Here is a 22,236-nt window from a genome sequence, read left to right as displayed (position 1 = left end):
GACAGCAGATTTACCGCATACGAGAACGTCACCCTACGAGGTGTGCCGCAAAGGGTGTGAGGGCAGAGCAGCTATAAGTATTCACTTATCTGCTGTGCCCGTGCGTTTTGTGATAGACCCATCACAAAAATGTGACTAAAAATGCGGCGAATATGGAGAATAGCGTTACAGAGACGACCCGATTATGCCGGATGCCCCTGGGCGATGTGTGCGTGCTCCCAATAAGCAGCATCAGGCCGGCTGAACCGGCCTGATGATTTTATCGTATAAGCAATTGCGGAACGGGAAGCCCGGCAAAACACCGGGCGGGGCTCAGACCAGCAGGCCGGCGAGGCGTGCGTGTTGCAGCAGCATAATGGTTTTGCCGTCTTTGATGCGGCCGTCGCGGATCATCTCCAGCGCCTGCGGATAAGGGATCTCCAGCACCTCGATGTCTTCATCCTCGACGCCGCCGCCCGTATGGCTGCGCTGGGCGTCATCATATTCGGCTGCAAAGAAGTGAATCAGCTCCGTGACGCCACCCGGTGACATGTACGCCTCAAACAGTTTCTCCACCTCACCCACCACATAGCCGGTCTCTTCCACCGCCTCTTTGCGGATGCAGTCTTCCGGTGAGTCGTCATCCAGCAGCCCGGCACAGGCCTCCAGCAACATACCGTCCTGATTGTTGTTTACGTAAGTCGCCATGCGGAACTGGCGGATCAGCACCACGCTGTTTTTCGCACGGTTATAAAGCAGGATGGTTGCGCCGTTACCCCGGTCATAAACCTCGCGTTTATGCTGCACTTTGCTGCCGTCCGCTTTTTCCAGTTCGTAGGTGTAATTACGCAGAACAAACCAGTTATCGGATAAGATTTTATTTTTGATGATGTTAATTTTTGCTGCCATACCGCTCCCCGGTTTAGCCTGAATGAACGATGTTGTCCTGACAGGACAGTGCGCCTCTGATGATAAGGCGCACGCCGGGGATATACCAGCCGCACCCGGCAGCAGAAAGTGCGGGACGCAAAGTGCGAATTAATCCCTGCCGCAGGCGGTGATTTTGATTAAGATGCGCTTTACTCTCTCTTTTTTCTCTCTTTCTTCTTTGCTGAGGCGCTGTGGTGACAGTCAAACGCTCGCTTACCCACTCACTCGCCCGGGTATTGTGCGGCATTCTGCTGCTCTCCGGGCTGACCACCGGCATGGCGCTGTTGACCCTGTCCAGCAGCCTGCGCGACGCGGAAACCGTGAACATTGCCGGGGCGCTGCGGATGCAGAGTTACCGGCTGGCCTATGAACTCGCCACCGATGCGCCGCAACTGGATACGCATCTGCGTGATTACCGCCGCTCACTGGATGCCCCCGCGCTGCACCGCCTGAGCCGCTTTTATGTGCCGGCAGACGTTGAACAGAAGTACCAGGTTCTGCGGGCAAGCTGGGAGAAAATGGACGCCGCCGTCCAGGCACGGAAACCTGAGACTTACCAGCGCCACCTGGAAAGGTATGTGGCTGAAATAAATGAATTTGTGCTGGCGCTTCAGCGCAATGCCGAACGCAAGCTGGCCATGGTGGCGGTGATCAGCCTGTTTGGCTTCTCCGCCATCATTATGCTGGTGGTGGTCTCCCTGCGCTTTATCCGCCGCCAGGTGGTGGCGCCGCTGAATAAACTGGTGGACGCCAGCCTGGCGATGCAGCACGGGACGTTTGCTTTTCCGCCGTTGCAGGAGACGCTGCCCAATGAACTGGGGCTGCTCTCGGCCACGTTCCAGCAGATGTCCGGCGATCTTTCGCGGCTTTACCAGTCGCTGGAACATAAGGTGCAGGAGAAAACCGCGCGGCTGACGCAGGCCAACCGGGCGCTGGGAGTGCTGTTTGACTGCTCGCAGGCGCTCAGCGTCGGCCAGCTGGATCGGGGCTGTTTCCAGCGGGTGTTGGATATTGTGCGCAACAGTGAAAACCTGCAGTGCCTGCGCCTGACGGTGCTGGAGGGCGGCGGCAGTTGGCAGCTTGACAGCGGAAGTGCCCGGGAGACACTGGGCTGGCACCGGCTGCCTATCACGCAGGATAACCGGCCGGTGGGCCAGCTGGACTGGCAAAGCGCCGTGCCGATCCCCCACCCGCAACTCATGGACAATGTGGCGAATATGCTGGGCCGTGGGGTCTTTTTCAACTACGCCCAGAAGCAGCAGATGCAACTGCTGCTGATGGAGGAGCGTGCGACTATCGCCCGCGAACTGCATGATTCGCTGGCGCAGGCGCTCTCTTTCCTGCGTATCCAGCTGACGTTGCTGAAACGCACCCTGCCCGATGCCCCGCCGCCGGCGCAGGAGATTATCTCCGCGCTGGATCAGGGTATGGCCGATGCCTACCGGCAACTGCGTGAGCTGCTCAGTACCTTCCGCCTGACGATTCAGGAAGCGTCGCTGGAGGAGGCGTTGCGCCAGATGCTTATTCCGTTACAGGCGCAGAGCGAGGCGGCGATCCGCCTGGAGTGCGCCCTGCCCTCGCAATCGTTGAGCGCCCAGCAGCAGGTGCACGCCCTGCAGATTGTCCGGGAAGCGGTACTGAATGCCATCAAGCACGCCAATGCCACCGTGATTGATATAAAATGCCGCCCTTATAGCGATGATTTAAATATGATTACCGTTCACGACAACGGCACCGGCATTATCAGCACGGAGGAACCGGAGGGCCATTACGGCCTGACGATTATGCGGGAGCGCGCGGTGAAACTGGGCGGTGACCTGACTATCCGGCAGGCCGACGCGTGCGGCACCGAAGTCCGCCTGCTGTTCCCGCAGCGTTAAAATGCCGGGATTCTTCGCTTTCGGCAGGTGAAACAGACGATTTGCCCCTATTGTTGATAAAGGAGGGCATACTGTGGCCCCCTCTCACCAGCAGTAAAGGCACAGTTTGCGCCGGTATTCTGAAGAGAGATAAAACGGCGTTACGCATGGAGAAGGCTTTTATGGTGAATCAAACACATACCGTCATGATCGTGGACGATCACCCGCTGATGCGGCGCGGTATCAAACAACTTCTGGAACTTGACCCGGCTTTTAGCGTGGTGGCAGAAGCCAGCAGCGGCAGCGAGGCCCTGGCCCTGGCTGCCCGCACAGCACCGGATTTGATCCTGCTGGATTTAAATATGCGGGGGCTTTCCGGCCTGGATACGCTGAAGGCGTTGCGTAATGACGGCGTCATCGCCCGCATTATCGTGCTGACGGTCTCGGATGCGCGCAGTGACGTTTACGCCCTGATTGATGCCGGGGCGGACGGCTACCTGCTCAAAGACAGCGAGCCGGAGGCGTTGCTCAACTGCATTCATCAGGCCGCCGGGGGCAATGCGGTGTTTAGTGAAGGCGTGGCGGATTACCTGGCGTCACGCGGCGACCAGACGGACCCGTTTGCTGCCCTGACCGAGCGTGAGCGGGATGTGCTGCAGGAAGTCGCGCGCGGTATGTCCAATAAGCAGGTCGCCGCCCAGCTGGCGATTTCCGAAGAGACGGTCAAAGTGCATATCCGTAATCTGCTGCGTAAGCTGGATGTACGGTCACGCGTGGCGGCCACGGTGCTCTACCTGGAGCATAAAAAACAGTAGCCTGCCCGGCCGTTACTCAATGGCGGCGAGCAACTGGTCATGGTGGCGGGCAATCCACTGGCTGTCGAGCGGGCCCCAGTCCGCCAGCTGGTAGTAACCGTCATTATTCCGCACCCCTTGCTGAATAAACTGCAGTTCAATCCCCATGCCCGGCAGGGCTTTCAGCACGTCCTGCATTGTCCGGCGCGGCCAGCCGGTCAGCGCCATCAGGCGCGGCACATTGGGCCGCTCATGCTGGCTGATAAGCCAGCAAAGATAGAGGCGGCGGGCGAAGACAGAATTGAGCGGCATGGCGGACTCCTGTTGAACCATAAACATTGATTATGACACGTCGCTGACCTCTCTGCTGTTAACCGGCCCTCAGGCCCGCCGGGCAGAGGGCGGCGCAGGCATTGTCTGCGGAGGGATGAAGATTCCGCAACGAAACATCAGAGTTTTTTTTACATTATCTTCTTATTTTCTCCACGCTTTTGCCACCTGCGGCGCGTAAAGTGCCAGAGGGGGCGGGCATGGGTTCGTTCCTGTGCCTGCCGGGCAGCGCGGCACGGCGCGATCAGTGTAATCATGAGGTTTTCCGCAGATGGCCAATTTCTTTATTGATCGCCCGATTTTTGCCTGGGTTTTGGCGATCATCCTCTCCCTCACCGGACTGCTGGCGATCTTTTCGCTGCCTGTGGAGCAGTACCCTAATCTGGCCCCGCCCAATGTGCGCATCACCGCCACCTACCCCGGTGCGTCGGCACAAACCCTGGAAAACACCGTCACCCAGGTGATTGAGCAGAGCATGACCGGGCTGGATAACCTGATGTATATGGCCTCAGACAGCAGCAGCACCGGCCAGGCGCGGGTGACGCTCTCCTTTGAGGCCGGCACCGATCCCAATGAGGCGATGCAGCAGGTGCAGAACCAGTTGCAGTCCGCGTTGAAGCGCCTGCCGCAGGATGTGCAGCAACAGGGCGTGACGGTCTCGAAAACCGGTGACACCAACCTGATGATGGTGGCGTTTGTCTCCACTGACGGCAGCATGGACAAGCAGGACATTGCGGATTATGTGGCCACCAACCTGCAGGATCCGCTCAGCCGGGTGAATGGCGTCGGCAGCATTGACGCCTACGGCTCGCAATATGCCATGCGCATCTGGCTCGATCCCAACAAGCTGAATGATTACCAGCTCACCACCAGCGACGTGGTAGACGCCATTACCGCACAGAACAGCCAGGTGGCAGTGGGCCAGCTCGGCGGTATGCCGTCGGTGGAGGCGCAGGCGCTGAATGCCACGATTAATGCCCAATCCCAGTTGCAGACGCCGGAACAGTTCCGTGACATCACGCTGCGGGTTAACGCCGACGGCTCCGTGGTGCGCCTGGGGGATGTGGCGCAAGTCGAGCTGGGCGCAGAAAAATATGACTACCTCAGCCGCTACAACGGCATGTCTGCCTCGGGCATGGGTATCAAGCTCGCCTCCGGCGCCAACGAACTGGAAACAGACAAGCTGGTGCGGGCGCGCATTGAGGAGCTTTCCCACTATTTCCCGCATGGCTTAGAGGCGAAAGTGGCGTATGAGACCACGCCGTTTGTGAAAGCCTCCATTGAGGATGTGGTGAAAACGCTGTTTGAGGCGGTGCTGCTGGTGTTCCTGGTGATGTACCTGTTCCTGCAAAATTTCCGTGCCACCCTGATCCCGACCATTGCCGTGCCGGTGGTGCTGCTCGGCACCTTCGCAATACTCTCTCTGTGCGGCTTCAGCATCAATACCCTGACCATGTTTGCTATGGTGCTGGCCATCGGCCTGCTGGTGGATGACGCCATTGTGGTGGTGGAAAACGTTGAGCGGGTCATGAGCGAAGAGGGGCTGGACCCGCGCGCCGCGACCCGGAAATCGATGGGCCAGATCCAGGGGGCGCTGGTGGGCATCGCCCTGGTATTGTCTGCGGTGTTTGTGCCGATGGCCTTCTTTGGCGGGACTACCGGCGCCATCTACCGCCAGTTCTCCCTGACGATTGTCTCCTCTATGGTGCTGTCAGTGCTGGTGGCGCTGATCCTGACCCCGGCGCTGTGCGCTACCCTGCTCAAGCCTGTTGCGCAGGGCCACCATCAGGAAAAGCGCGGCTTCTTCGGCTGGTTCAACCGCAGCTTTGAACGCAGCAGCCGCCGCTATGAACGCGGGGTCGGGATGATCCTGCAACGCAGCCTGCGCTTTATGCTGATTTATCTGCTGCTGATTGCCGGGTTAGCCTGGCTGTTTATCAAATTGCCGACCTCATTCCTGCCGATAGAGGATCGCGGCGTATTCACGGTACAGGTGCAATTGCCGGTGGGTGCCACCCAACAGCAAACGCTGAAAGTGGTGGAAAAGGTCGAGCGCTATTTTCTGACGCAGGAAAAAGAGGATGTGCTGTCAGTGTTCGCCACCGTCGGGGCCGGGCCGGGCGGCAACGGGCAGAACGTGGCACGGCTGTTTGTACGGCTGGCGGACTGGGATGCCCGCAGCGCTGACGGCTCAGCCGATGCGATTATCGAGCGCGCGACCCATGCTTTCCGTGACATCAAGGAAGCACGGGTGATCGCCAGCAGCCCACCCGCCATTAGTGGGCTGGGCAACTCCGCCGGGTTTGATATGGAATTGCAGGATCACGCCGGAATGGGCCACACCGCGTTGATGCAGGCGCGTGACCGGTTGCTGGAGCTGGCCGGTCAGCAGCCGGACCTGGCCCGGGTGCGGCATAACGGGCTGGATGACAGCCCGCAATTGCAGATTGATATCGATCAGCACAAGGCCCAGGCGTTGGGGGTATCGGTGGATGATATCAATGACACGCTGAAAACCGCCTGGGGCTCAACCTATGTGAACGATTTCGTTGATCGCGGCCGGGTGAAAAAAGTCTATGTGCAATCTGCGGCACGCTACCGCATGCTGCCGGAGGATATTTACCGCTGGTATGTGCGCAACAGCGCGGGCGGCATGGTGCCCTTCTCTGCCTTTGCCACGACCCACTGGACTTACGGCTCACCCCGGCTGGAGCGTTACAACGGTTATGCAGCGCTGGAGATTGTCGGGGAAGCCGCCGCGGGCGTCAGTACCGGCTCGGCCATGGAAACCATGGAGCGGCTGGTACGGCAATTACCCACCGGCTTTGGCCTGGAGTGGACCGGCATGTCTTATCAGGAGCGCCTCTCCGGCTCACAGGCACCGGCGCTGTATGCCATCTCGCTGCTGGTGGTGTTCCTCTGCCTGGCAGCGCTCTATGAGAGCTGGTCAATTCCGTTCTCGGTGATGCTGGTGGTGCCGCTCGGGGTGATTGGCGCGGTGGCGGCCACCTGGCTGCGCGGGCTGGAAAACGATGTCTATTTTCAGGTCGGGCTGCTGACCATTATTGGCTTGTCCGCCAAAAACGCGATCCTGATCGTCGAATTTGCCAATGAACTGCACCAGAAAGGGCGCGACCTGACCGAGGCCACGCTGGAGGCGTCCCGTATGCGCTTACGCCCGATTCTGATGACGTCACTGGCGTTTATCTTTGGCGTGTTACCGATGGCGATAAGCCACGGTGCCGGCTCCGGCAGCCAGCATGCGGTCGGTACCGGGGTGATGGGCGGTATGATCACCGCCACCCTGCTGGCGATTTTCTTTGTGCCGCTGTTCTTTGTGTTGGTGCGGCGCCGTTTCCCTGGGCGGAAAGCGCATGGCACCGCACCAGGCCAGGAAAACGCCTGACCATGCCCCCTGGCCGGGCACAAAACAGATGAAAAAGGGGCCGTCTGCAAAGACGGCCCCTTTTATTAGGTAATAAACAAGAGAGTGCTGTGTATAATCTCTTTTTTAAATTTACCCTGGTGTGGCATTAAATTAAAATAGATGTAACGGCAGTCTTGTTATTAACTTCATCTACGTATTACTTACGTAACATCTCTTCGATGAAGTCTTTCCAGGTACTTACTTCTTGTTCGACCATAACCACCTCACTGATGAATTAACGCAAGTGTACGCCACTTTTTTCACTTTAGGAATAGTCTTAAAGAACTATTTTTAACGAAGACTCACTTTTAGTGAAATTGCTGTTTTGTCAGCTTATTGAGCAGCGATATACCTTATATCGGCGTTCTTACCCATTCTATTAAGTTTTTTAACTGGTTCATTCATGCCAGACAATAAGAAAAAGTGTTCAACCCAGACAGTAAAAAGCATGCCTGTTATGAAACCGGGTTACCCCGCGCCATAAGCGCTTTCACACACTTTCCAGTAAGCCTGTTTTACCGTTTTTTCGCCCGCTGGAAGCCCGCTTCTGCCGCGTTTTTTGCGTTCATCCAGGATTTATACCTTCTTTGGTGTTTAATTATTGAAAAAACCCTGTTGCCAAATAAAAACTAAATTAAAAAACCCCCTGATAAATAAGTAGCGCATAGAAAAACCGGAGGAAATAATAACTCATGAAATTATTGTCATTTAATCTCACCAAATCATGGGTGGGAATTAACTATTAACTAATTTATAACAATTAATTAATTTTATATTATCATTATTTTCTTAAACCTCTTTTCCCTCTTTTTTAAACGCATCCTATGTACTGACCGCCACAGTAAAACATCCTTTCCGGCACCCGCAGAGATAAAGGTTCAGCAACGCCGGATGACGTGTTCTCATCTCTTTGTTTTTGTAGTCATTGCCATCATTTGCGCCTGCCAACGCCGGTCAAATGGCTTACTCTGTCCTGCCCAATGCCTTGTTTTCACCCACCGGGAGTGATGCCGTATGACGACTGTTCTGGTTACTGATGCCCTGGAGAGCCACATTCCGGCTATTCAGGCGATTTATGCCCACCACGTTTTGCATGGGCTGGCCTCTTTTGAAACCGAAGCCCCGGATGTGGCTGAAATGCTCGCGCGTTACCAGAAAACACGGGCGAGTGGCCTGCCCTGGTGGGTGGCGCTGGAGGGTGACCGGGTTATCGGCTACTGTTATCTCTCTTTTTACCGCCCACGCTACGCGTACCGTTATACGGTCGAGAACTCAGTCTATATCCGGCATGATGAAACCGGGCGCGGCACCGGTAAACGCCTGGTAGCAACCGCTATTCACTGGGCTGAACAACAGGGTTATCGCCAGATGGTGGCAAACGTGGGTGACAGCAACAACCGGGCGTCCCTCGCGCTGCACCGCTCACTGGGCTTTGAACAGATGGGCGTGCTGCGCGCCGTCGGGCTGAAACATGGGCAATGGCTGGATACCGTGCTGCTGCAACGTCCCCTGGGTGTTGGGGCTGCCACACTCCCTGATATGGAGCCGAAAAAATATGGCACAACTGGACATTGTGACTGATGAAACCCGCTACCCGGTAGACTGGCCGGCACTCGCCCGGCTGATTGAGCGCGGCGGCCTGAATGCGCGGAATGTCGATCAGTTGCGGCAGTCTTACCGCAACAGCGCCTTCTGCTACTGGGGCTATCTGGACGGGAAACTGGTGGCGACCGCCCATGCCATCAGTGATTTTACCTATGCCTCTTACCTTTCCGATGTGGTCATCGACCCGGATGTGCAGGGGCGCGGATTGGGCGACCAGCTGATGCGCCGCATCTGCGAGGATTTGCGCCCCTACGGTAAGCTGTTTATCTATGCGGTGCCGGATAAGATCGATTTTTACCGTCGTTACGATTTTCACCTGCTGCATACCGGCATGGTGACTGCCGCCCCAGAGCAGCTTCAAACGATGCGGCAAAAAGGCTATATCGATTGACCCGCGGGCCCGGTGGCTGGATCGGCCCGCTATTTTCCCGCATTATGTCAGGATGCCGGAACATTCAGCGCACCCCGGCGCACCGTTCCCTTTTCTGATCACGTGTTTATAGGTATTTTTTCATGGCAGAGTCACCCACCTCCCCTGACTTCACCCTCTATGGCATAAAAAATTGCGATACCGTTAAGAAAGCCCGCCGCTGGCTGGATGAGCAGCAGGTGGCTTACCGCTTTCATGACTATCGGGTTGATGGCCTGACGGTGGAGATGCTTCACACCTTTATCGCCCAGCAGGGGTATGAGGCGCTGCTGAATACCCGCGGCACCACCTGGCGAAAACTGAGTGATGAAGAGCGTGGGGCCGTGACAGATGCTGCCTCTGCCCTGCAACTGATGCTGGCACACCCGGCGACGATTAAACGCCCGCTGTTAACCAGCTCCGTCGCAACGTCACTGCTCGGTTTTGATGCCGCACGCTATCAGCACTTTATTTCACAGGGGAACTAAGATGACTTGCCCGGTAATTGATTTGGCGCAGCAACTGATCAAGCGCCCCTCCCTCAGCCCGGATGATGCCGGCTGCCAGGCTATTATGATTGCCCGGCTGAAGGCGCTGGGCTTTACCATCGAACCGATGAACATTGGGGATACCCAGAACTTCTGGGCCTGGCGTGGGGAAGGCAAAACGCTGGCCTTTGCCGGGCATACCGATGTGGTGCCGGTGGGGGATGCGTCGCGCTGGATCAACCCGCCGTTTGAACCGACGATCCGTGATGGCATGTTGTTCGGCCGTGGTGCCGCAGACATGAAAGGATCGCTGGCCGCGATGGTGGTGGCTGCTGAACGCTTTGTGGCCGCCAACCCGCATCATCGCGGCCGTCTGGCTTTTTTAATCACCTCTGACGAAGAGGCAAACGCCACTTACGGCACGGTCAAAGTGGTGGAAGCACTAATGGCACGCCAGGAGCGACTGGACTACTGCCTGGTGGGCGAGCCTTCCAGTACTGAGCGCGTGGGCGATGTGGTGAAAAACGGCCGGCGTGGTTCAATGACGGCCAACCTGCATATTCATGGCGTGCAAGGCCATGTGGCTTACCCGCACCTGGCGGACAATCCGGTACACCGGGCATTGCCTGCCCTGACCGAGCTGGTTGCCACGGAGTGGGATCAGGGCAATGAATTCTTCCCGCCGACCAGTATGCAGATCGCCAATGTGCAGGCCGGTACCGGCAGCAATAACGTGATCCCCGGTGAATTTTTTGTGCAGTTCAATTTCCGCTTCAGCACCGAATTAACCGATGAGATGATCAAACAACGGGTACAGGCGCTGCTGGAAAAACACCAGCTGCGCTACACTATTGAGTGGAAAATTTCCGGCCAACCCTTCCTGACCGCACGCGGTGAACTGGTAGACGCGGTGGTTAAAGCCGTCAGGCATTACAGTGAACTCTCACCGAAACTGGAGACCACCGGCGGCACCTCTGATGGGCGTTTTATTGCCCAGATGGGCGCGCAAGTCGTGGAACTGGGGCCGGTTAACGCCACCATCCACAAGATTAATGAGTGCGTCAGCGCGGCTGACCTGCAACTGCTGAGCAGAATGTACCAGCGGATTATGGATCAGTTAATCGCATGATCACCGATGAAATGCTGACCGGCCGGAGTGATGCCCACCTGGTGCCGCTCTGTGGCCCCCACCGCCTTCAGCCGGAGGCGGCGCAGGCGTTTATCGCCTTGCAACGCGCCGCGCACATCGCGGGGTTTGACCTGCAACCGGCCAGCACATTTCGTGACTTCGATCGGCAACGCGCCATCTGGAATGGCAAATTCCGTGGCGAGTGGCCACTCTTAGATCATGCCAGCCAGCCGCTGGATGCCACGGCGCTCCCTGTGGCGCAGCGCTGTGAAGCCATTTTGCGCTGGTCAGCGCTGCCCGGCACCAGCCGTCACCACTGGGGCACCGATCTTGATGTGTATGATCCCTCGCGATTGCCGGCCGGCCAGACCCTGCAACTGGAACCCTGGGAGTATCTGCCGGGAGGCTATTTCGCACCGTTGACGGCGTGGCTGACTGATCACATGGCTGAGTTCGGTTTTTACCGGCCCTTTGCCGAAGATCGCGGCGGCGTGGCCATAGAACCCTGGCACCTGAGTTACCGCCCCGCGGCCTGTACGCTGGAAAGGTTACTGACGCCGGAAAAGATCATATCATCGTGGCAAGGGCAGGATGTGGCAGGCGCAGAGTGGTTGTCTGCCCATATCGATACGCTGTTTACGCGTTACGTAAGCATTAATCACGGAGGGTAACCATGCATTGGATAGCCGATTACTGGTGGATTTTTTTAGTGATTCTGGTGGGCATCATCCTGAATGGCATCAAAGAGTTACGCCGACTGGATCATAAACGCTTTTTAAACAACAAACCGGAACTCCCGCCCCATCGCGATAACAACGCAGAGTGGGATGAAGATGATGACTGGCCAAAGAAAAAGTAACCGGTCAGGCTAATACCAAGGGCAGCGCAGGCTGCCCTTTTTTATGGGATAGGCCCCCCATAACGCAACAGCGGTGAGTATTACCTGGGTAGTAAGCACATCATCTGCTAGTAACCCCTTACTCACAGGCAAAAAAAAGGCCCCGTCGGGGGCCAGTGTGTACGTTCAGGGAGTAAAGCAACCAGGTGTTGCCTTGCTACCCACGGTATCTCCTGCCGGAATTACCAGCGGTATTTCACGCCGAGGTTGGCAGCCCACGGCTGATCAACATCGCTGCCGCCCAGATAGTTGGCATCTGCATAGATGCTGAAGTTTTTGCTCATTTCGAACTGACCACCGAGCCCTACGCGAACGGCTGAGCCATCCACGCCGTTATCGATGCGGTCACCATTGATCTGCGCATCGTTGCTTGAGCTTTCATACACATACGCCAGAGAAGCGTACGGTGTGAACGCCTGGCCGCCCGCATATTCGAAGGTATAGCCAATGTCTGCACCCAGCTCATAACGCATGCTGTCATAAGCCTGATCGCTGACGTTCATGCCGTTAGTCAGGGTGTAATCATCGTCACCTACAAAGACACCGGTGATGCTGGCATACGGCGTCAGGTACGCTTTCGGCTGGAAGGCCCAGTCATACCCCATTTTCAGGCCAAAGCCCCAGGCATCCGTGGTGTTGTCACCAGAGGCGTGCAGGCCGTTGCTCATGGTGCTGTCGAGGTCATTGCTGAAGTGGCTGTAGCTCAGTGAACTGTCAACAAACAGGCCGTTGTTAAACATCAGGCTGCTGTAAACACGCGCTGACTGGCTGTCAGAATCCGCATCGGCATTGGACATGCTGAGGCTGGACTTCGCGAAGCTGGCAGACATACCAACCAGCCATTCGCGCTCGCCACCGCCTTCAACCACTTTATCCAGGCCAACCATGACACCGTTAACATCCTGATCGTAATCAACGACATCATTACCGGTATTCAGGTTACCGCCAAAGTAGTTAACCCACACGCCGCCTTTATCCTGGTTAGCCGTATGGCGGACGTTGTCCATGCGGTTGTCCAGGGTATCCTGCTCAATGTGCCAGGTGCCGGCATTGGAGGACGGCAGGCTCAGGGCCGCGTTAGCAGAAGAGGTCAGCCCTTTCTGATCCAGTACCACCACGTCGCCACGTTGTTCGGCCTGATAACGGTACGCACCCAGATCCGCTTCATTGGCATCGGTAAAGGTTGCGTTACCGCCGTAGGTGCGGATCAGCTCTTTGTCTTTGTAATCTGCCACGCTGCCGGCACCGGTTGCATTATCAATACGCACCTGATAATTGCCGTTTGCCGTGCCGTTTACACTCAGGTGACCCGCTGAATTAATGCCAATCACACCGCTGTCATAGACGTAATCTGCCGCGGTTTTGTCACGGCCGTTATTCAGGTCAGCGTTCAGCACAAACTCACGGCTGCCGATGTCAAAGGCACCGTTGTCAGTCAGCACCAGGTTCTGGGTGTCAACCTGACCGCGGCCCAGATCCAGCTCAGCGCCGTTACTTACCGTCAGGGTGTTGGCATACAGATATGCGCTCTCTTCGACCAGAGAAGCACGGCTGCCGGTATCAACCCGCAGATCGTCGGTGGCGACTTCACCGTGAGCGGCGATGTTCAGCAGGGAGCCGTTGGTCAGGGTAATGGTATCGGCCAGCACTGAGGCTTCCTGAACCGTGACTTGTGATACGTTGTTAACGCTGAGGTTATCCAGGTTAGATGCTTTCGTCGCGTCCCACTCGGAGCCGTTGTTCACGGCGATGTCAAACAGGCCGCTCTGATAGACGGCATCACCGGTCAGGTGGCCGTAGGCGGAATTGTAAACCGAGTCCGGCCAGCGGCTGTTGGTGCTGTGGTCATACAGCGCGGTGTCAGCTTCCACGCTGGAGATCGCGGCACCCACCCATTTACTGCCGTTATCCAGCGTCAGATGCAGTTCATCGGTGTTATCCCAGCCGTCGGTATCCAGCACGCCGTCACCGTTGCTGTCGTGGCCTTCAACATAATAGCCGTCATCGAAATGGCTGACGAACGCGACATCCCCGGTCATGGTAGAGTTGTTCAATACCACGTTGGTTTTCATCGCATTATCGGCATCGGCACTGGCAACCACAGACAGCGCGATGTCGTCTGCCGCCGTGCTGGTGGCGGTGTTGTAGTCACTTGGTTTATCAGACTGGCCGTAGAACCCGTGATTATCCAGCTCACTGTAGGCCCCGGAAGTTAATACCGAGTCATTGATCTGAACATTATTATCGAAGGTTTCGCCGCTGTTGCCGTTAGCATCCACCCACTCATAACCCTGGGTCAGTGAAATACCCGCGACATGGGAATTATTCTGAAGGGTAATATTGCTTTCCTGATCCAGGGTAATGGCGGTGCCTAAACCATAAGTGTCTACCTGATCAAAATCACGTACCTGATCTGCCCCGGTCACATCATAAATATAGTGCTCATAGGTATCATTAATCGTGGTGTTATCAACGATCAGATTCAGCGGATCAAGATAATGACTCCGCGGTTCCGTGTTGCTGCAATCCCCTGTCATACAGGCAGAGGTAATCATCCCGTTAACGGTGGTATTGGACAGGGTCAGGCTATTATTCACCCCGGCACCGTTATCTAAATAATGGGTTGAGATTACGCCATTCACCACGGCGTTATTAATCACCGGGTAAATATCACTGCCGGCGTAACCTGCGGCACTATTATCCCAGTCTACATAACCCTGATAATGAACATGCCCGCCGATATCAACACCATGCGTGAAAGTATTGAAGGCAGAGCCGGAAATATCCTGCGCCAGGGAGGCAGAGGAGGTCAACGCAAGCGCACAGGCGAGCGTAATTTTTGATAAGGAGAACTTCTTATGGCTGACAGGCATTTGATAATCCCTCAATGCATAAAGTTACACAGCTATTTATCAGAATTCACGCTGATAAATAGGCACGTCCATTAATAAAATAGTATTACTTACACAGTAATCCGCGGGAAGGATCATATTTTAAGGATGAACTTCATTCAACCTCGAGGGGAACTTCACTACCGATTCTTAATTCATTGAGAATACTTAAGAACAATTTTAAGATATTAAGCCTTTTCATTTAATTATTTTCTGCTTAATTTAATTAATTAACCACCTGACCTTTAATCATTAAGCCACAGTTAATTTAATCAGACTATATTAATCTTTTAATGAAAATAAAATGACAACTAAAAAAACGCTGCGTAGCTGCATTATACGCCTGGCCACACTGCCGCCCACGCCTGCCCTTGCCGGCAGGCTGCCGGGTTGAGCGCGGCCAGTGCGTTGGCGGTTTCCTGACGCCAGCGCAACAGCAGGGCTTTACGCCCCGGAAGCGAAAAGTGTGCGCAGAGTGAGGCCGCGTCCTGCCCTTGTTGCAGGTGCGCCCGCAATGCCGGCAATGGCAGGAGTGAGTGCAGGAGCAGGCGTTGCAGCGCGCCCAAACTCGCCTCCAGCGAACGGTGAGCAAACGCAAAGCCCGCCAGCTCCCGCCAGTCTTCGTCGTCCAGGGTTTGTGAAACGTCGTGCGCCTGTGGCAGCGGCAGGGCAACCCGTGCCGCCAGCCATGGCCAGTCCCGGCTAAACCGTTGCGTGGCCTGCTGCCCCAACGCCTGCCCGGCCTCTGAGATCGGCAGCAGCGCCATCGCAGCGTAACAGCCACTGCTTGCCTCACGCTGGCTGCCGATACGCGCCAGGCGAAAACCGCACTGTTGCCAGAACGCCCATAAAGGCTCAGTAAAGCCAAAACTCACTGAGAGATAATCCACCCCGTCAGCACGTGCCCGTGCAATCTGCTCCTCTACTAACCGCTTGCCGAGCCCCTGACGCCGTTGGCCCGCTGTCACGGCAATGCGGCTGATGCGGCGTGAATGCAACACCGGGGCCTGCCACTGGCCGCCATGAGCCGCCAGCGACTGGGCGATCAGGCTGCCGCGCGGGCGGCGGCGGCCGGCCCATACCTCATGCGCCAGCGCCTCACTTAATCCGCCCTCTTCCACCAGCCACAGCGCACCGGAGATCTGTTGTTGATCCCAGGCTGCCATCACATGCTGCCCCGGCGCATCCAGTAAGCGGCGCAGATCCAGCGGGGAGGTGCGGTAGTGGGCGGCACTGAGCAGCCCATAGAAGGCGCTCAGTAACGCGGGGTGCGCAGGCCAGGCGGCCTGCGGCACTGATATCAGGCGGCAGTTTGCCGCCGGTGCGCTGTCCGGTACCGGCGAATCAGACATCAGCAGCGCGGCATCCAGCAGCGCTTCCAGCGGATCATTTTCTGCCCAGCGCACCGGTTGGGTGAGCCTGAGATCGTGCCAGCACGGCAGGTCAGCACAGAATTTAAGCAAGAAGCCACGTCCGGTGCCTTCGTAGCCCTGAACGGTCGTGGTCAGCAGAACCTGTGGGAAATAGGAGATCAGCTCACGCAACAGCGGTGCCGGAATGGCCGCCGCTTCATCGATCAGCAGCCAGCCGTGGGGCTCAGGCGGGCGCTGCCGGCAGGCCGCCAGCAGCGCATCGGGTGCCATAAACGGCAGGCGATCGCCCGCCCAGTGACTCAAGGTCTCCGCCGCGTCCCGGCTGGGGGCAGTTAACAGGCAGCCGCCCGGCCGTGAGGCGGCCAGCATGCCCGCTAACGCCGATTTGCCGCGGCCACGCGCCGCCGTCAGCACCCAGACACCGGCGTCGGCCTGTTGCAAACGGGTCAGCAGGTAGTGCTGTTCAGTCGTGGGGCCGCCGTCAGGGGGGTGCCATGCCGGGCGCGGTGCCCATACCGGCAAAGAGAACGGCTCGCCCTGCCGCCAGAGCAGGGATTCGGTATCGTTTTCCAGCAGGCGGGAGAGGTGTGCCACAAAATGGGGGGTCGCGATGGGGCCCGGCTGTTCGCTCCAGCGCACGCTGTCGTTATCCGGTTGCTGCGGCCAGCGCTCCCATGGCGGCAGCAGTAAAAGCAGCCAGCTGCCGGCCGCCAGGCAGCCGGAGAGCGCCGCCAGCGCCTCGGCATCCAGCCCCTGGGTGGCATCAAACACCGCGTGTTGGCGTTCACTGCCGAGCAGCCCCCTGGCACGCGAGGGTGGAAGCGCCTGAGGCCGTGCCGGGTCAGGTGACATCCACAGCACATCAGCGGCCAGCGCCACAGCAATCGCCTCAGCCTGCGCCAGGCACCAGGTGCGTTCACCGCTCAGCACCAGCAGGCGGCGGATGCCGGCCTGCTGCATGGCGTGCTGTGCGCTGAGGATCTCTGCAATCATACCCTGGCTGCCGGCGTAATAAATTATCGGGCGGCAAAGGTATCACACTCTTTATAGTTTCCGCTGTCAAAACCACGTTTAAACCAGCTGTAGCGCTGCTCAGAGGTGCCGTGGGTAAAGCTGTCCGGCACTACCCTGCCCTGGCTCTGTTGCTGTAAGCGGTCATCCCCGATCGCCTGCGCGGCGTTCAGCGCCTCCTGCAAATCACCTGCCTCCAGCACCTGCTGCTCCTGCATCACATGGCCCCAGACACCGGCGAAGCAGTCCGCCTGCAATTCCAGTTTCACAGAGAGATGATTGACTTCGGCTTCAGACGCGCCTTGCTGCATCTCACGCATTTTGCGCTCAATGCCCAACAGGTTCTGTACATGGTGGCCGACTTCATGCGCCACCACATAGCCCTGGGCAAAATCCCCGTCCGCGCCCAGTTTGTCTTTCAGTTCCTGATAGAAGGAGAGATCAACATACACGGTGCTGTCCGCCGGGCAGTAGAACGGCCCCATGACCGACTGGCCGGTGCCGCAGCCAGTGCGGGTTGCCCCACGGTACATCACCAGTTTCGGCTCGCGATACTGTTTCCCTTCCTGCTGGAAAATGGTTTTCCAGGTATCTTCCGTCGAGGCGAGGATCACGGAGGTGAACTTTGCCAGCTCATCATCTTGCGGGCTGACATTCTGCGTCTGGCTTATCTGTTGTTGCCCGCCGCCACCCAGCAGCGGGGTGAGATCAATACCGTAATAGCCGGCGATCAGCACCACCACCACAATAATAATGCCGCCTTTGCCGCCCATCGGTACGCGGAAGCCGCCGCCACCGCCTGAACCGGCCCCACGGCGATCTTCCACATTGTCACTTTCACGTCTCCCTTGCCAACGCATAACCCTGCTCCCCGGGGTATTGATACCCATGACTGTTAATGATGATTGTTGTTAATGATGATCGTTAATAATTGTTGATAACGCTGAGTCACCACGTTTTAGCTTAGCCTAAATCCTGCCGGGTGAGGCATGGCGCACCTGCCCGGGACGGCAGAAAACAAACGGGCGGCCAATAAGGCCGCCCGCGAAGAATAAGGCAACAGGAGTAATCGATTGCGCGCTTAGTCCAGCTGAACGCCGATACGTTTGGCGACATCTTCATAGGCTTCAATCACACCGCCCAGGCTCTGGCGGAAGCGATCTTTGTCCATTTTATTCAGGGTGGCTTTGTCCCACAGACGGCTGCCGTCGGGTGAGAACTCATCGCCAAGCACCACTTCGCCGTTAAACAGGCCGAACTCCAGCTTGAAGTCCACCAGGATCAGGCCGGCGTCATCAAACAGTTTGCTCAGCACATCGTTTACCTGATAGCTCAGTGCCTTCATGCGTGCCAGGTTCTCTTCATTCACCCAGCCGAAGGTTTTGCAGTAAGATTCGTTGACCATCGGGTCATGCATGGCATCATTTTTCAGGAACAGGTCGAACAACGGCGGGTTCAGCTCCAGGCCCTCTTCAATGCCGAGACGTTTCACCAGGGAACCGGCCGCGCGGTTACGGATGACGCACTCCACCGGCACCATCTCCAGCTTCTTCACCAGCACTTCATTGTCAGAGAGCAGGCGCTCCATCTGGGTCGGGATACCAGCCTCTTCCAGCTTGCTCATGATGAAGTGGTTGAACTTGTTGTTCACCATGCCTTTGCGGTCAAACTGCTCAATGCGTTGACCATCGAGCGCTGATGTATCGTTACGGAATTCCAGCACCAGCAGGTCAGGATTTTCGGTGGTGTAGACGGTTTTCGCCTTTCCGCGATACAGCTCAGCTAACTTTTGCATCTTAACTTACTCCAGTGATATGACTCGTCGGGATAGAGGGTAACGTTTGCGTCGTGGTTGCGGCAACAAAAATCTGTACCGGTTGCCCTGCCGTACTGCCAATAAAAAAGGGGCCGAAGCCCCTCAGATTAGTTTGCCGGTACCTTGTCGAAGGCGGCCTGGAACACCGCCACCAGCGCATCGTTTTCCGACTGCGTCAGCGGGTGCCCTTTGGAATCAATGAACTGCAAGCTGCTGCGGTTATCGAGGTCACCCACCTGCACTTTGTAGTCACCGTTTTTCACGTTTTCCGGTGCTTTTACGCCAAGTGCCTCCCAGTCGCTGTCGCTCAGGGATTTGTAGGTCACGGAAAGTGTGCCCTGCGGGCGGCTGCTGTCAGTCACGCTCATGCCGACACGCTCCAGCGTTTTCGGCAGGCGGTTCCACACCTGGGCATAAGGCGCACGCACCACCAGTACCGGCAGGCCGGTATCATCGCTGCCGCTGGTGACGTTAAAGCTGCTGGTATCGCGCCCTGCGCGGCTGCTTTCCAGATCGGACGAGATCTTGTCGAGGCCCGCCACCAGGCTGTTCAGCATCTGGCCGTTATAGCGCTGGATCTCAGACGGTGAAGTCACCGCTTTACCCTGCTGCTGCAGTGCCAGGGTTTTCACGCTTAGGGCAAGCTGGTAGTCCTGTGGTGCAACGGTGATTTGATAACGCCCTTCGTACTGGAAGTCCTCATCGGCGCGGTTCCATTTCACCCAGTCGGTGCTCAGCGTCTGGCCGGCATCATTGCGGCTGGCCAGCGGGTAACCGTTCTGCTGTGCCACTTTCACCACGTTGGCCCACAGGTCACGGTTTTGCGGGCTGTTTTCCAGCAGGATCATGACGCTGTCCCCGGCAACCTGGGAACGGGAACCGCTCAGCAGCGGCAGCGGCTGCACCGGCGGCCGGATATCCAGTTGCTTACCAACGGCACCCTTCAGCGTCCCGGCCGGCACATCGTACGTCCCGTCCTGTAACGGCAGAATCATCCCGGCGGGCGCTTTCAGTTCTTTCAGCGAAGCCGCATCGAGGTAAGCCTCGTCACCACTTACCTGGCGCTTGTAACGCTGATCGCTGGAACAGGCCGCGAGCAGCAGAACGAGGGATACCCCCGCGACTTTCGCTACACGCGACTTATGCAATGAATAAACCATCAAATCTCCCTAAGAGTTACAGCAAACCGGCATGTTTCAATGCCTGCTCCACCACCGGGCGGGCCGCATCGGTCAACGGCGTCATTGGCAGACGCAGTGTATCGGTTGCCATTAGTCCCAATGCCTTGCAGGCCCATTTCACCGGAATTGGGTTCGCTTCTACAAATAAATCCTGATGCAACGGCATCAGGCGCTGGTTCAGGCGACGGGCCTCAGCAAAGTTACCCTGCTGTGCCAGTGCGCAGAGTTGCGCCATTTCCCGGGCGGCCACGTTGGCCGTCACCGAAATCACGCCCTTGCCGCCCAGTTGCATAAAGTCCAGCCCGCTGGCGTCATCGCCGCTCAGCAGGATGAACGCCTCATCATCTACCAGCACTTGGATCTGGCTGACGCGGTTTAAGTTCCCTGTGGCCTCTTTAATTGCCACAATATTCTTGATTTTTGCCAGGCGCGCCACGGTCACCGGCAGCAGGTCACAGCCGGTACGGGAGGGCACATTGTACAGAATCTGCGGCAGCGCGGTGCTTTCAGCAATCGCTTTAAAGTGCTGGTACAGCCCTTCCTGCGTGGGTTTGTTATAGTAGGGGGTCACGGTCAGGCAGCCTACAACGCCGCTCTTTTCAAAGCGTTGCGTCAGCGAGATGGCTTCCGCGGTGGCATTTGCCCCGGTGCCGGCAATCACCGGGATACGGCCGTCGGCCAGTTCCACGGTCTGCATCACCACATCACCGTGTTCATCGTGGCTCAGGGTGGCAGATTCGCCGGTGGTGCCTACGGACACAATCGCCGAGGTTCCGCTGGCGACATGATAATCAATCAGTTTTTTCAGGCTCGCGCGATCGACAGCACCTTTGTCGTCCATCGGCGTAACCAGTGCAACAATACTTCCGGTAAACATTAGCCATCCCCTCCACAAACAGGTGACTCATGGTACGTTTGACTCTTGATTAAAAGCAAGCAAACAACCTGGTTACAAGCGCTTGGCAGGCGGTTTTTTTTATGTTTACCATGGGAACCCCATGGAGCATGACAGGAAGAGCGATTTTGCCGCAGTCACAACAACACTATCTGGTTATCACCGCGTTGGGCGTTGACCGCCCCGGCATTGTGAACACCATTACCCGTCACGTCAGCAGCTGCGGCTGCAATATTGAAGACAGCCGTCTTGCCATGCTCGGTGAGGAGTTCACCTTTATCATGCTGCTTTCCGGGAGCTGGAATGCCATCGCCCTGATTGAATCGACCCTGCCGCTGAAGGGGGCCGAACTGGAGCTGCTGATTGTGATGAAGCGGACGCACTCCCACGGCCGGCCGCCGATGCCGGTGACCGTCTGGGTGAAGGTGGAGGTGAAGGATTCGCCGCATATTATTGAACGCTTTACCGATCTTTTCGACTCGCATCAGATGAACATTGCCGAACTGGCCTCCAAAACGCAGCCCGCGACTGGAGATAACCCGCCCCAGCTGTCGATCCAGATCACCGCGCACAGCCCTGCCGACACGGATGCATCAATTATTGAACCGGCCTTTTACCGGCTATGTACAGAATTGAATGCGCAAGGCACTATTAGCGTGGTGAACTATCCACAGCATGATGAGAAAGATGGAGAGTAGTGATGAGCCCACTGAAAGCCGGTGATACAGCGCCGCAGTTTAGTCTGCCCGATCAGGACGGCGAATTGGTCAATCTGGCCGACTTCCAGGGACAGCGCGTCCTGGTCTATTTCTACCCTAAAGCCATGACGCCCGGCTGCACCGTGCAGGCCTGCGGCCTGCGTGACAACATGGATGACCTGAAAAAAGCGGGTGTGGAGGTACTGGGGGTCAGCACCGACAAACCGGAGAAACTCTCCCGGTTTGCCGAAAAAGAGCTGCTGAACTTCACCCTGCTTTCCGATGAGGATCACCAGGTGGCGCAGCAGTTCGGCGTCTGGGGTGAAAAGAGCTTTATGGGGAAAACCTATGACGGCATCCACCGCATCAGCTTCCTGATCGGCCGTGACGGCAAGGTCGAGAAGGTGTTTGACGAGTTCAAAACCAGTAACCACCATGACATCGTGATGGATTACCTGAAGGCCGGCGTGTAACCCCCGTTTCACCCCGGCAAGATCTCTCTCTTCTAAAAAAGCGCGTCCCG

The 22,236-nt window shown here is 57.0% G+C and carries 20 protein-coding genes; 11 read left to right on the top strand and 9 right to left on the bottom strand.

What is annotated here, in order from left to right:
* Positions 1-312: 312 nt before the first annotated feature.
* Complete coding sequence (gene nudK / locus CYR55_RS11680; RefSeq protein WP_101816307.1) at positions 313-888, bottom strand: GDP-mannose pyrophosphatase NudK; 576 nt, start codon at positions 886-888, stop codon at positions 313-315.
* Positions 889-1,103: 215 nt separating this feature from the next.
* On the opposite strand from nudK, the gene narQ reads away from it, so the two are divergent.
* Both narQ and narL read left to right on the top strand, forming a co-directional pair.
* Positions 1,104-2,789 (top strand): nitrate/nitrite two-component system sensor histidine kinase NarQ, encoded by a 1,686-nt coding sequence (gene narQ / locus CYR55_RS11675; protein ID WP_101816327.1) that lies wholly within the window; start codon positions 1,104-1,106, stop codon positions 2,787-2,789.
* Positions 2,790-2,950: 161 nt separating this feature from the next.
* Positions 2,951-3,583: a two-component system response regulator NarL gene (gene narL, locus CYR55_RS11670; RefSeq protein ID WP_101816326.1), complete on the top strand. Its 633-nt coding sequence runs from the start codon at positions 2,951-2,953 to the stop codon at positions 3,581-3,583.
* 12 nt (positions 3,584-3,595) lie between these two features.
* Here narL and CYR55_RS11665 read toward each other — a convergent pair whose 3' ends face one another.
* Positions 3,596-3,874, bottom strand: a complete 279-nt coding sequence (locus CYR55_RS11665) for a winged helix-turn-helix domain-containing protein (RefSeq protein ID WP_101816306.1) — start codon at positions 3,872-3,874, stop codon at positions 3,596-3,598.
* A 289-nt stretch (positions 3,875-4,163) separates the two neighbouring features.
* Between CYR55_RS11665 and acrD the strand changes: the two genes are divergently transcribed.
* A complete protein-coding gene (gene acrD, locus CYR55_RS11660) occupies positions 4,164-7,298 on the top strand; it encodes a multidrug efflux RND transporter permease AcrD (RefSeq protein WP_101816305.1) in 3,135 nt (1,044 codons plus the stop codon).
* A 178-nt stretch (positions 7,299-7,476) separates the two neighbouring features.
* Here the strand turns inward: acrD and ypfM are convergent, their stop codons facing one another.
* Positions 7,477-7,536 carry a protein YpfM gene (ypfM, locus tag CYR55_RS24205; protein WP_139300320.1) on the bottom strand — a complete coding sequence of 20 codons (60 nt, stop codon included), beginning with the start codon at positions 7,534-7,536 and terminating at the stop codon, positions 7,477-7,479.
* 797 nt (positions 7,537-8,333) lie between these two features.
* Here ypfM and CYR55_RS11655 point away from each other — a divergent pair.
* From CYR55_RS11655 to CYR55_RS11630, 6 genes are all read left to right on the top strand, one after another.
* Positions 8,334-8,900 carry a GNAT family N-acetyltransferase gene (locus tag CYR55_RS11655; RefSeq protein WP_101816304.1) on the top strand — a complete coding sequence of 189 codons (567 nt, stop codon included), beginning with the start codon at positions 8,334-8,336 and terminating at the stop codon, positions 8,898-8,900.
* Positions 8,884-9,315: a GNAT family N-acetyltransferase gene (locus tag CYR55_RS11650; protein WP_101816325.1), complete on the top strand. Its 432-nt coding sequence runs from the start codon at positions 8,884-8,886 to the stop codon at positions 9,313-9,315. Before CYR55_RS11655 ends, CYR55_RS11650 begins: the two co-directional genes overlap by 17 nt.
* Before the next feature lie 122 nt (positions 9,316-9,437).
* Positions 9,438-9,821 (top strand): ArsC family reductase, encoded by a 384-nt coding sequence (locus tag CYR55_RS11645; protein WP_101816303.1) that lies wholly within the window; start codon positions 9,438-9,440, stop codon positions 9,819-9,821.
* A gap of 1 nt (position 9,822) precedes the next feature.
* A complete protein-coding gene (gene dapE / locus CYR55_RS11640) occupies positions 9,823-10,950 on the top strand; it encodes a succinyl-diaminopimelate desuccinylase (protein WP_101816302.1) in 1,128 nt (375 codons plus the stop codon).
* Between the two features lie 11 nt (positions 10,951-10,961).
* Positions 10,962-11,621, top strand: coding sequence for a M15 family metallopeptidase (locus CYR55_RS11635; protein WP_175580803.1), 660 nt, complete (start codon positions 10,962-10,964; stop codon positions 11,619-11,621).
* Positions 11,622-11,623: 2 nt separating this feature from the next.
* Positions 11,624-11,809: a YpfN family protein gene (locus CYR55_RS11630; RefSeq protein ID WP_101816300.1), complete on the top strand. Its 186-nt coding sequence runs from the start codon at positions 11,624-11,626 to the stop codon at positions 11,807-11,809.
* Positions 11,810-12,030: 221 nt separating this feature from the next.
* Here the strand turns inward: CYR55_RS11630 and CYR55_RS11625 are convergent, their stop codons facing one another.
* From CYR55_RS11625 to dapA, 6 genes are all read right to left on the bottom strand, one after another.
* Positions 12,031-14,721, bottom strand: coding sequence for an autotransporter outer membrane beta-barrel domain-containing protein (locus CYR55_RS11625; RefSeq protein WP_101816299.1), 2,691 nt, complete (start codon positions 14,719-14,721; stop codon positions 12,031-12,033).
* 353 nt (positions 14,722-15,074) lie between these two features.
* A complete protein-coding gene (locus tag CYR55_RS11620; RefSeq protein WP_241522139.1) occupies positions 15,075-17,105 on the bottom strand; it encodes a tRNA(Met) cytidine acetyltransferase TmcA in 2,031 nt (676 codons plus the stop codon).
* A gap of 23 nt (positions 17,106-17,128) precedes the next feature.
* A complete protein-coding gene (ypfJ, locus tag CYR55_RS11615; protein WP_101816298.1) occupies positions 17,129-17,983 on the bottom strand; it encodes a KPN_02809 family neutral zinc metallopeptidase in 855 nt (284 codons plus the stop codon).
* A gap of 221 nt (positions 17,984-18,204) precedes the next feature.
* Positions 18,205-18,918: a phosphoribosylaminoimidazolesuccinocarboxamide synthase gene (purC, locus tag CYR55_RS11610; RefSeq protein WP_101816297.1), complete on the bottom strand. Its 714-nt coding sequence runs from the start codon at positions 18,916-18,918 to the stop codon at positions 18,205-18,207.
* Positions 18,919-19,046: 128 nt separating this feature from the next.
* Complete coding sequence (gene bamC / locus CYR55_RS11605) at positions 19,047-20,099, bottom strand: outer membrane protein assembly factor BamC (protein WP_101816296.1); 1,053 nt, start codon at positions 20,097-20,099, stop codon at positions 19,047-19,049.
* 16 nt (positions 20,100-20,115) lie between these two features.
* The gene (gene dapA / locus CYR55_RS11600) at positions 20,116-20,997 is read right to left on the bottom strand and encodes a 4-hydroxy-tetrahydrodipicolinate synthase (RefSeq protein ID WP_101816295.1); all 882 of its coding nucleotides are present in this window, start codon (positions 20,995-20,997) and stop codon (positions 20,116-20,118) included.
* Positions 20,998-21,143: 146 nt separating this feature from the next.
* Here dapA and CYR55_RS11595 point away from each other — a divergent pair, with 146 nt between their 5' ends.
* Together CYR55_RS11595 and bcp are read left to right on the top strand one after the other, a co-directional pair.
* Entirely contained in the window at positions 21,144-21,713 is a 570-nt protein-coding gene (locus CYR55_RS11595; protein ID WP_101816294.1) for a glycine cleavage system transcriptional repressor, read from the top strand.
* A 2-nt stretch (positions 21,714-21,715) separates the two neighbouring features.
* A complete protein-coding gene (gene bcp, locus CYR55_RS11590; RefSeq protein WP_101816293.1) occupies positions 21,716-22,186 on the top strand; it encodes a thioredoxin-dependent thiol peroxidase in 471 nt (156 codons plus the stop codon).
* Positions 22,187-22,236: the final 50 nt, after the last annotated feature.

This window comes from Chimaeribacter californicus (genome assembly GCF_002858675.1).
In the GTDB taxonomy this organism is placed as follows: domain Bacteria; phylum Pseudomonadota; class Gammaproteobacteria; order Enterobacterales; family Enterobacteriaceae; genus Chimaeribacter; species Chimaeribacter californicus.
This window is presented reverse-complemented; position numbering and strand designations above follow the sequence as displayed.

Excerpts from the sequence above, each read along its gene's own strand:
- CYR55_RS11645 (WP_101816303.1), top strand. The coding sequence starts at position 9,438 with ATGGCAGAGTCACCCACCTCCCCTGACTTCACCCTCTATGGCATAAAA.
- CYR55_RS11620 (WP_241522139.1), bottom strand. The coding sequence starts at position 17,105 with ATGATTGCAGAGATCCTCAGCGCACAGCACGCCATGCAGCAGGCCGGC.
- CYR55_RS11635 (WP_175580803.1), top strand. The coding sequence starts at position 10,962 with ATGCTGACCGGCCGGAGTGATGCCCACCTGGTGCCGCTCTGTGGCCCC.
- purC (WP_101816297.1), bottom strand. The coding sequence starts at position 18,918 with ATGCAAAAGTTAGCTGAGCTGTATCGCGGAAAGGCGAAAACCGTCTAC.
- narL (WP_101816326.1), top strand. The coding sequence starts at position 2,951 with ATGGTGAATCAAACACATACCGTCATGATCGTGGACGATCACCCGCTG.
- CYR55_RS11625 (WP_101816299.1), bottom strand. The coding sequence starts at position 14,721 with ATGCCTGTCAGCCATAAGAAGTTCTCCTTATCAAAAATTACGCTCGCC.
- bcp (WP_101816293.1), top strand. The coding sequence starts at position 21,716 with ATGAGCCCACTGAAAGCCGGTGATACAGCGCCGCAGTTTAGTCTGCCC.
- dapE (WP_101816302.1), top strand. The coding sequence starts at position 9,823 with ATGACTTGCCCGGTAATTGATTTGGCGCAGCAACTGATCAAGCGCCCC.
- dapA (WP_101816295.1), bottom strand. The coding sequence starts at position 20,997 with ATGTTTACCGGAAGTATTGTTGCACTGGTTACGCCGATGGACGACAAA.
- nudK (WP_101816307.1), bottom strand. The coding sequence starts at position 888 with ATGGCAGCAAAAATTAACATCATCAAAAATAAAATCTTATCCGATAAC.
- CYR55_RS11655 (WP_101816304.1), top strand. The coding sequence starts at position 8,334 with ATGACGACTGTTCTGGTTACTGATGCCCTGGAGAGCCACATTCCGGCT.
- bamC (WP_101816296.1), bottom strand. The coding sequence starts at position 20,099 with ATGGTTTATTCATTGCATAAGTCGCGTGTAGCGAAAGTCGCGGGGGTA.
- CYR55_RS11630 (WP_101816300.1), top strand. The coding sequence starts at position 11,624 with ATGCATTGGATAGCCGATTACTGGTGGATTTTTTTAGTGATTCTGGTG.
- ypfJ (WP_101816298.1), bottom strand. The coding sequence starts at position 17,983 with ATGCGTTGGCAAGGGAGACGTGAAAGTGACAATGTGGAAGATCGCCGT.
- acrD (WP_101816305.1), top strand. The coding sequence starts at position 4,164 with ATGGCCAATTTCTTTATTGATCGCCCGATTTTTGCCTGGGTTTTGGCG.
- CYR55_RS11665 (WP_101816306.1), bottom strand. The coding sequence starts at position 3,874 with ATGCCGCTCAATTCTGTCTTCGCCCGCCGCCTCTATCTTTGCTGGCTT.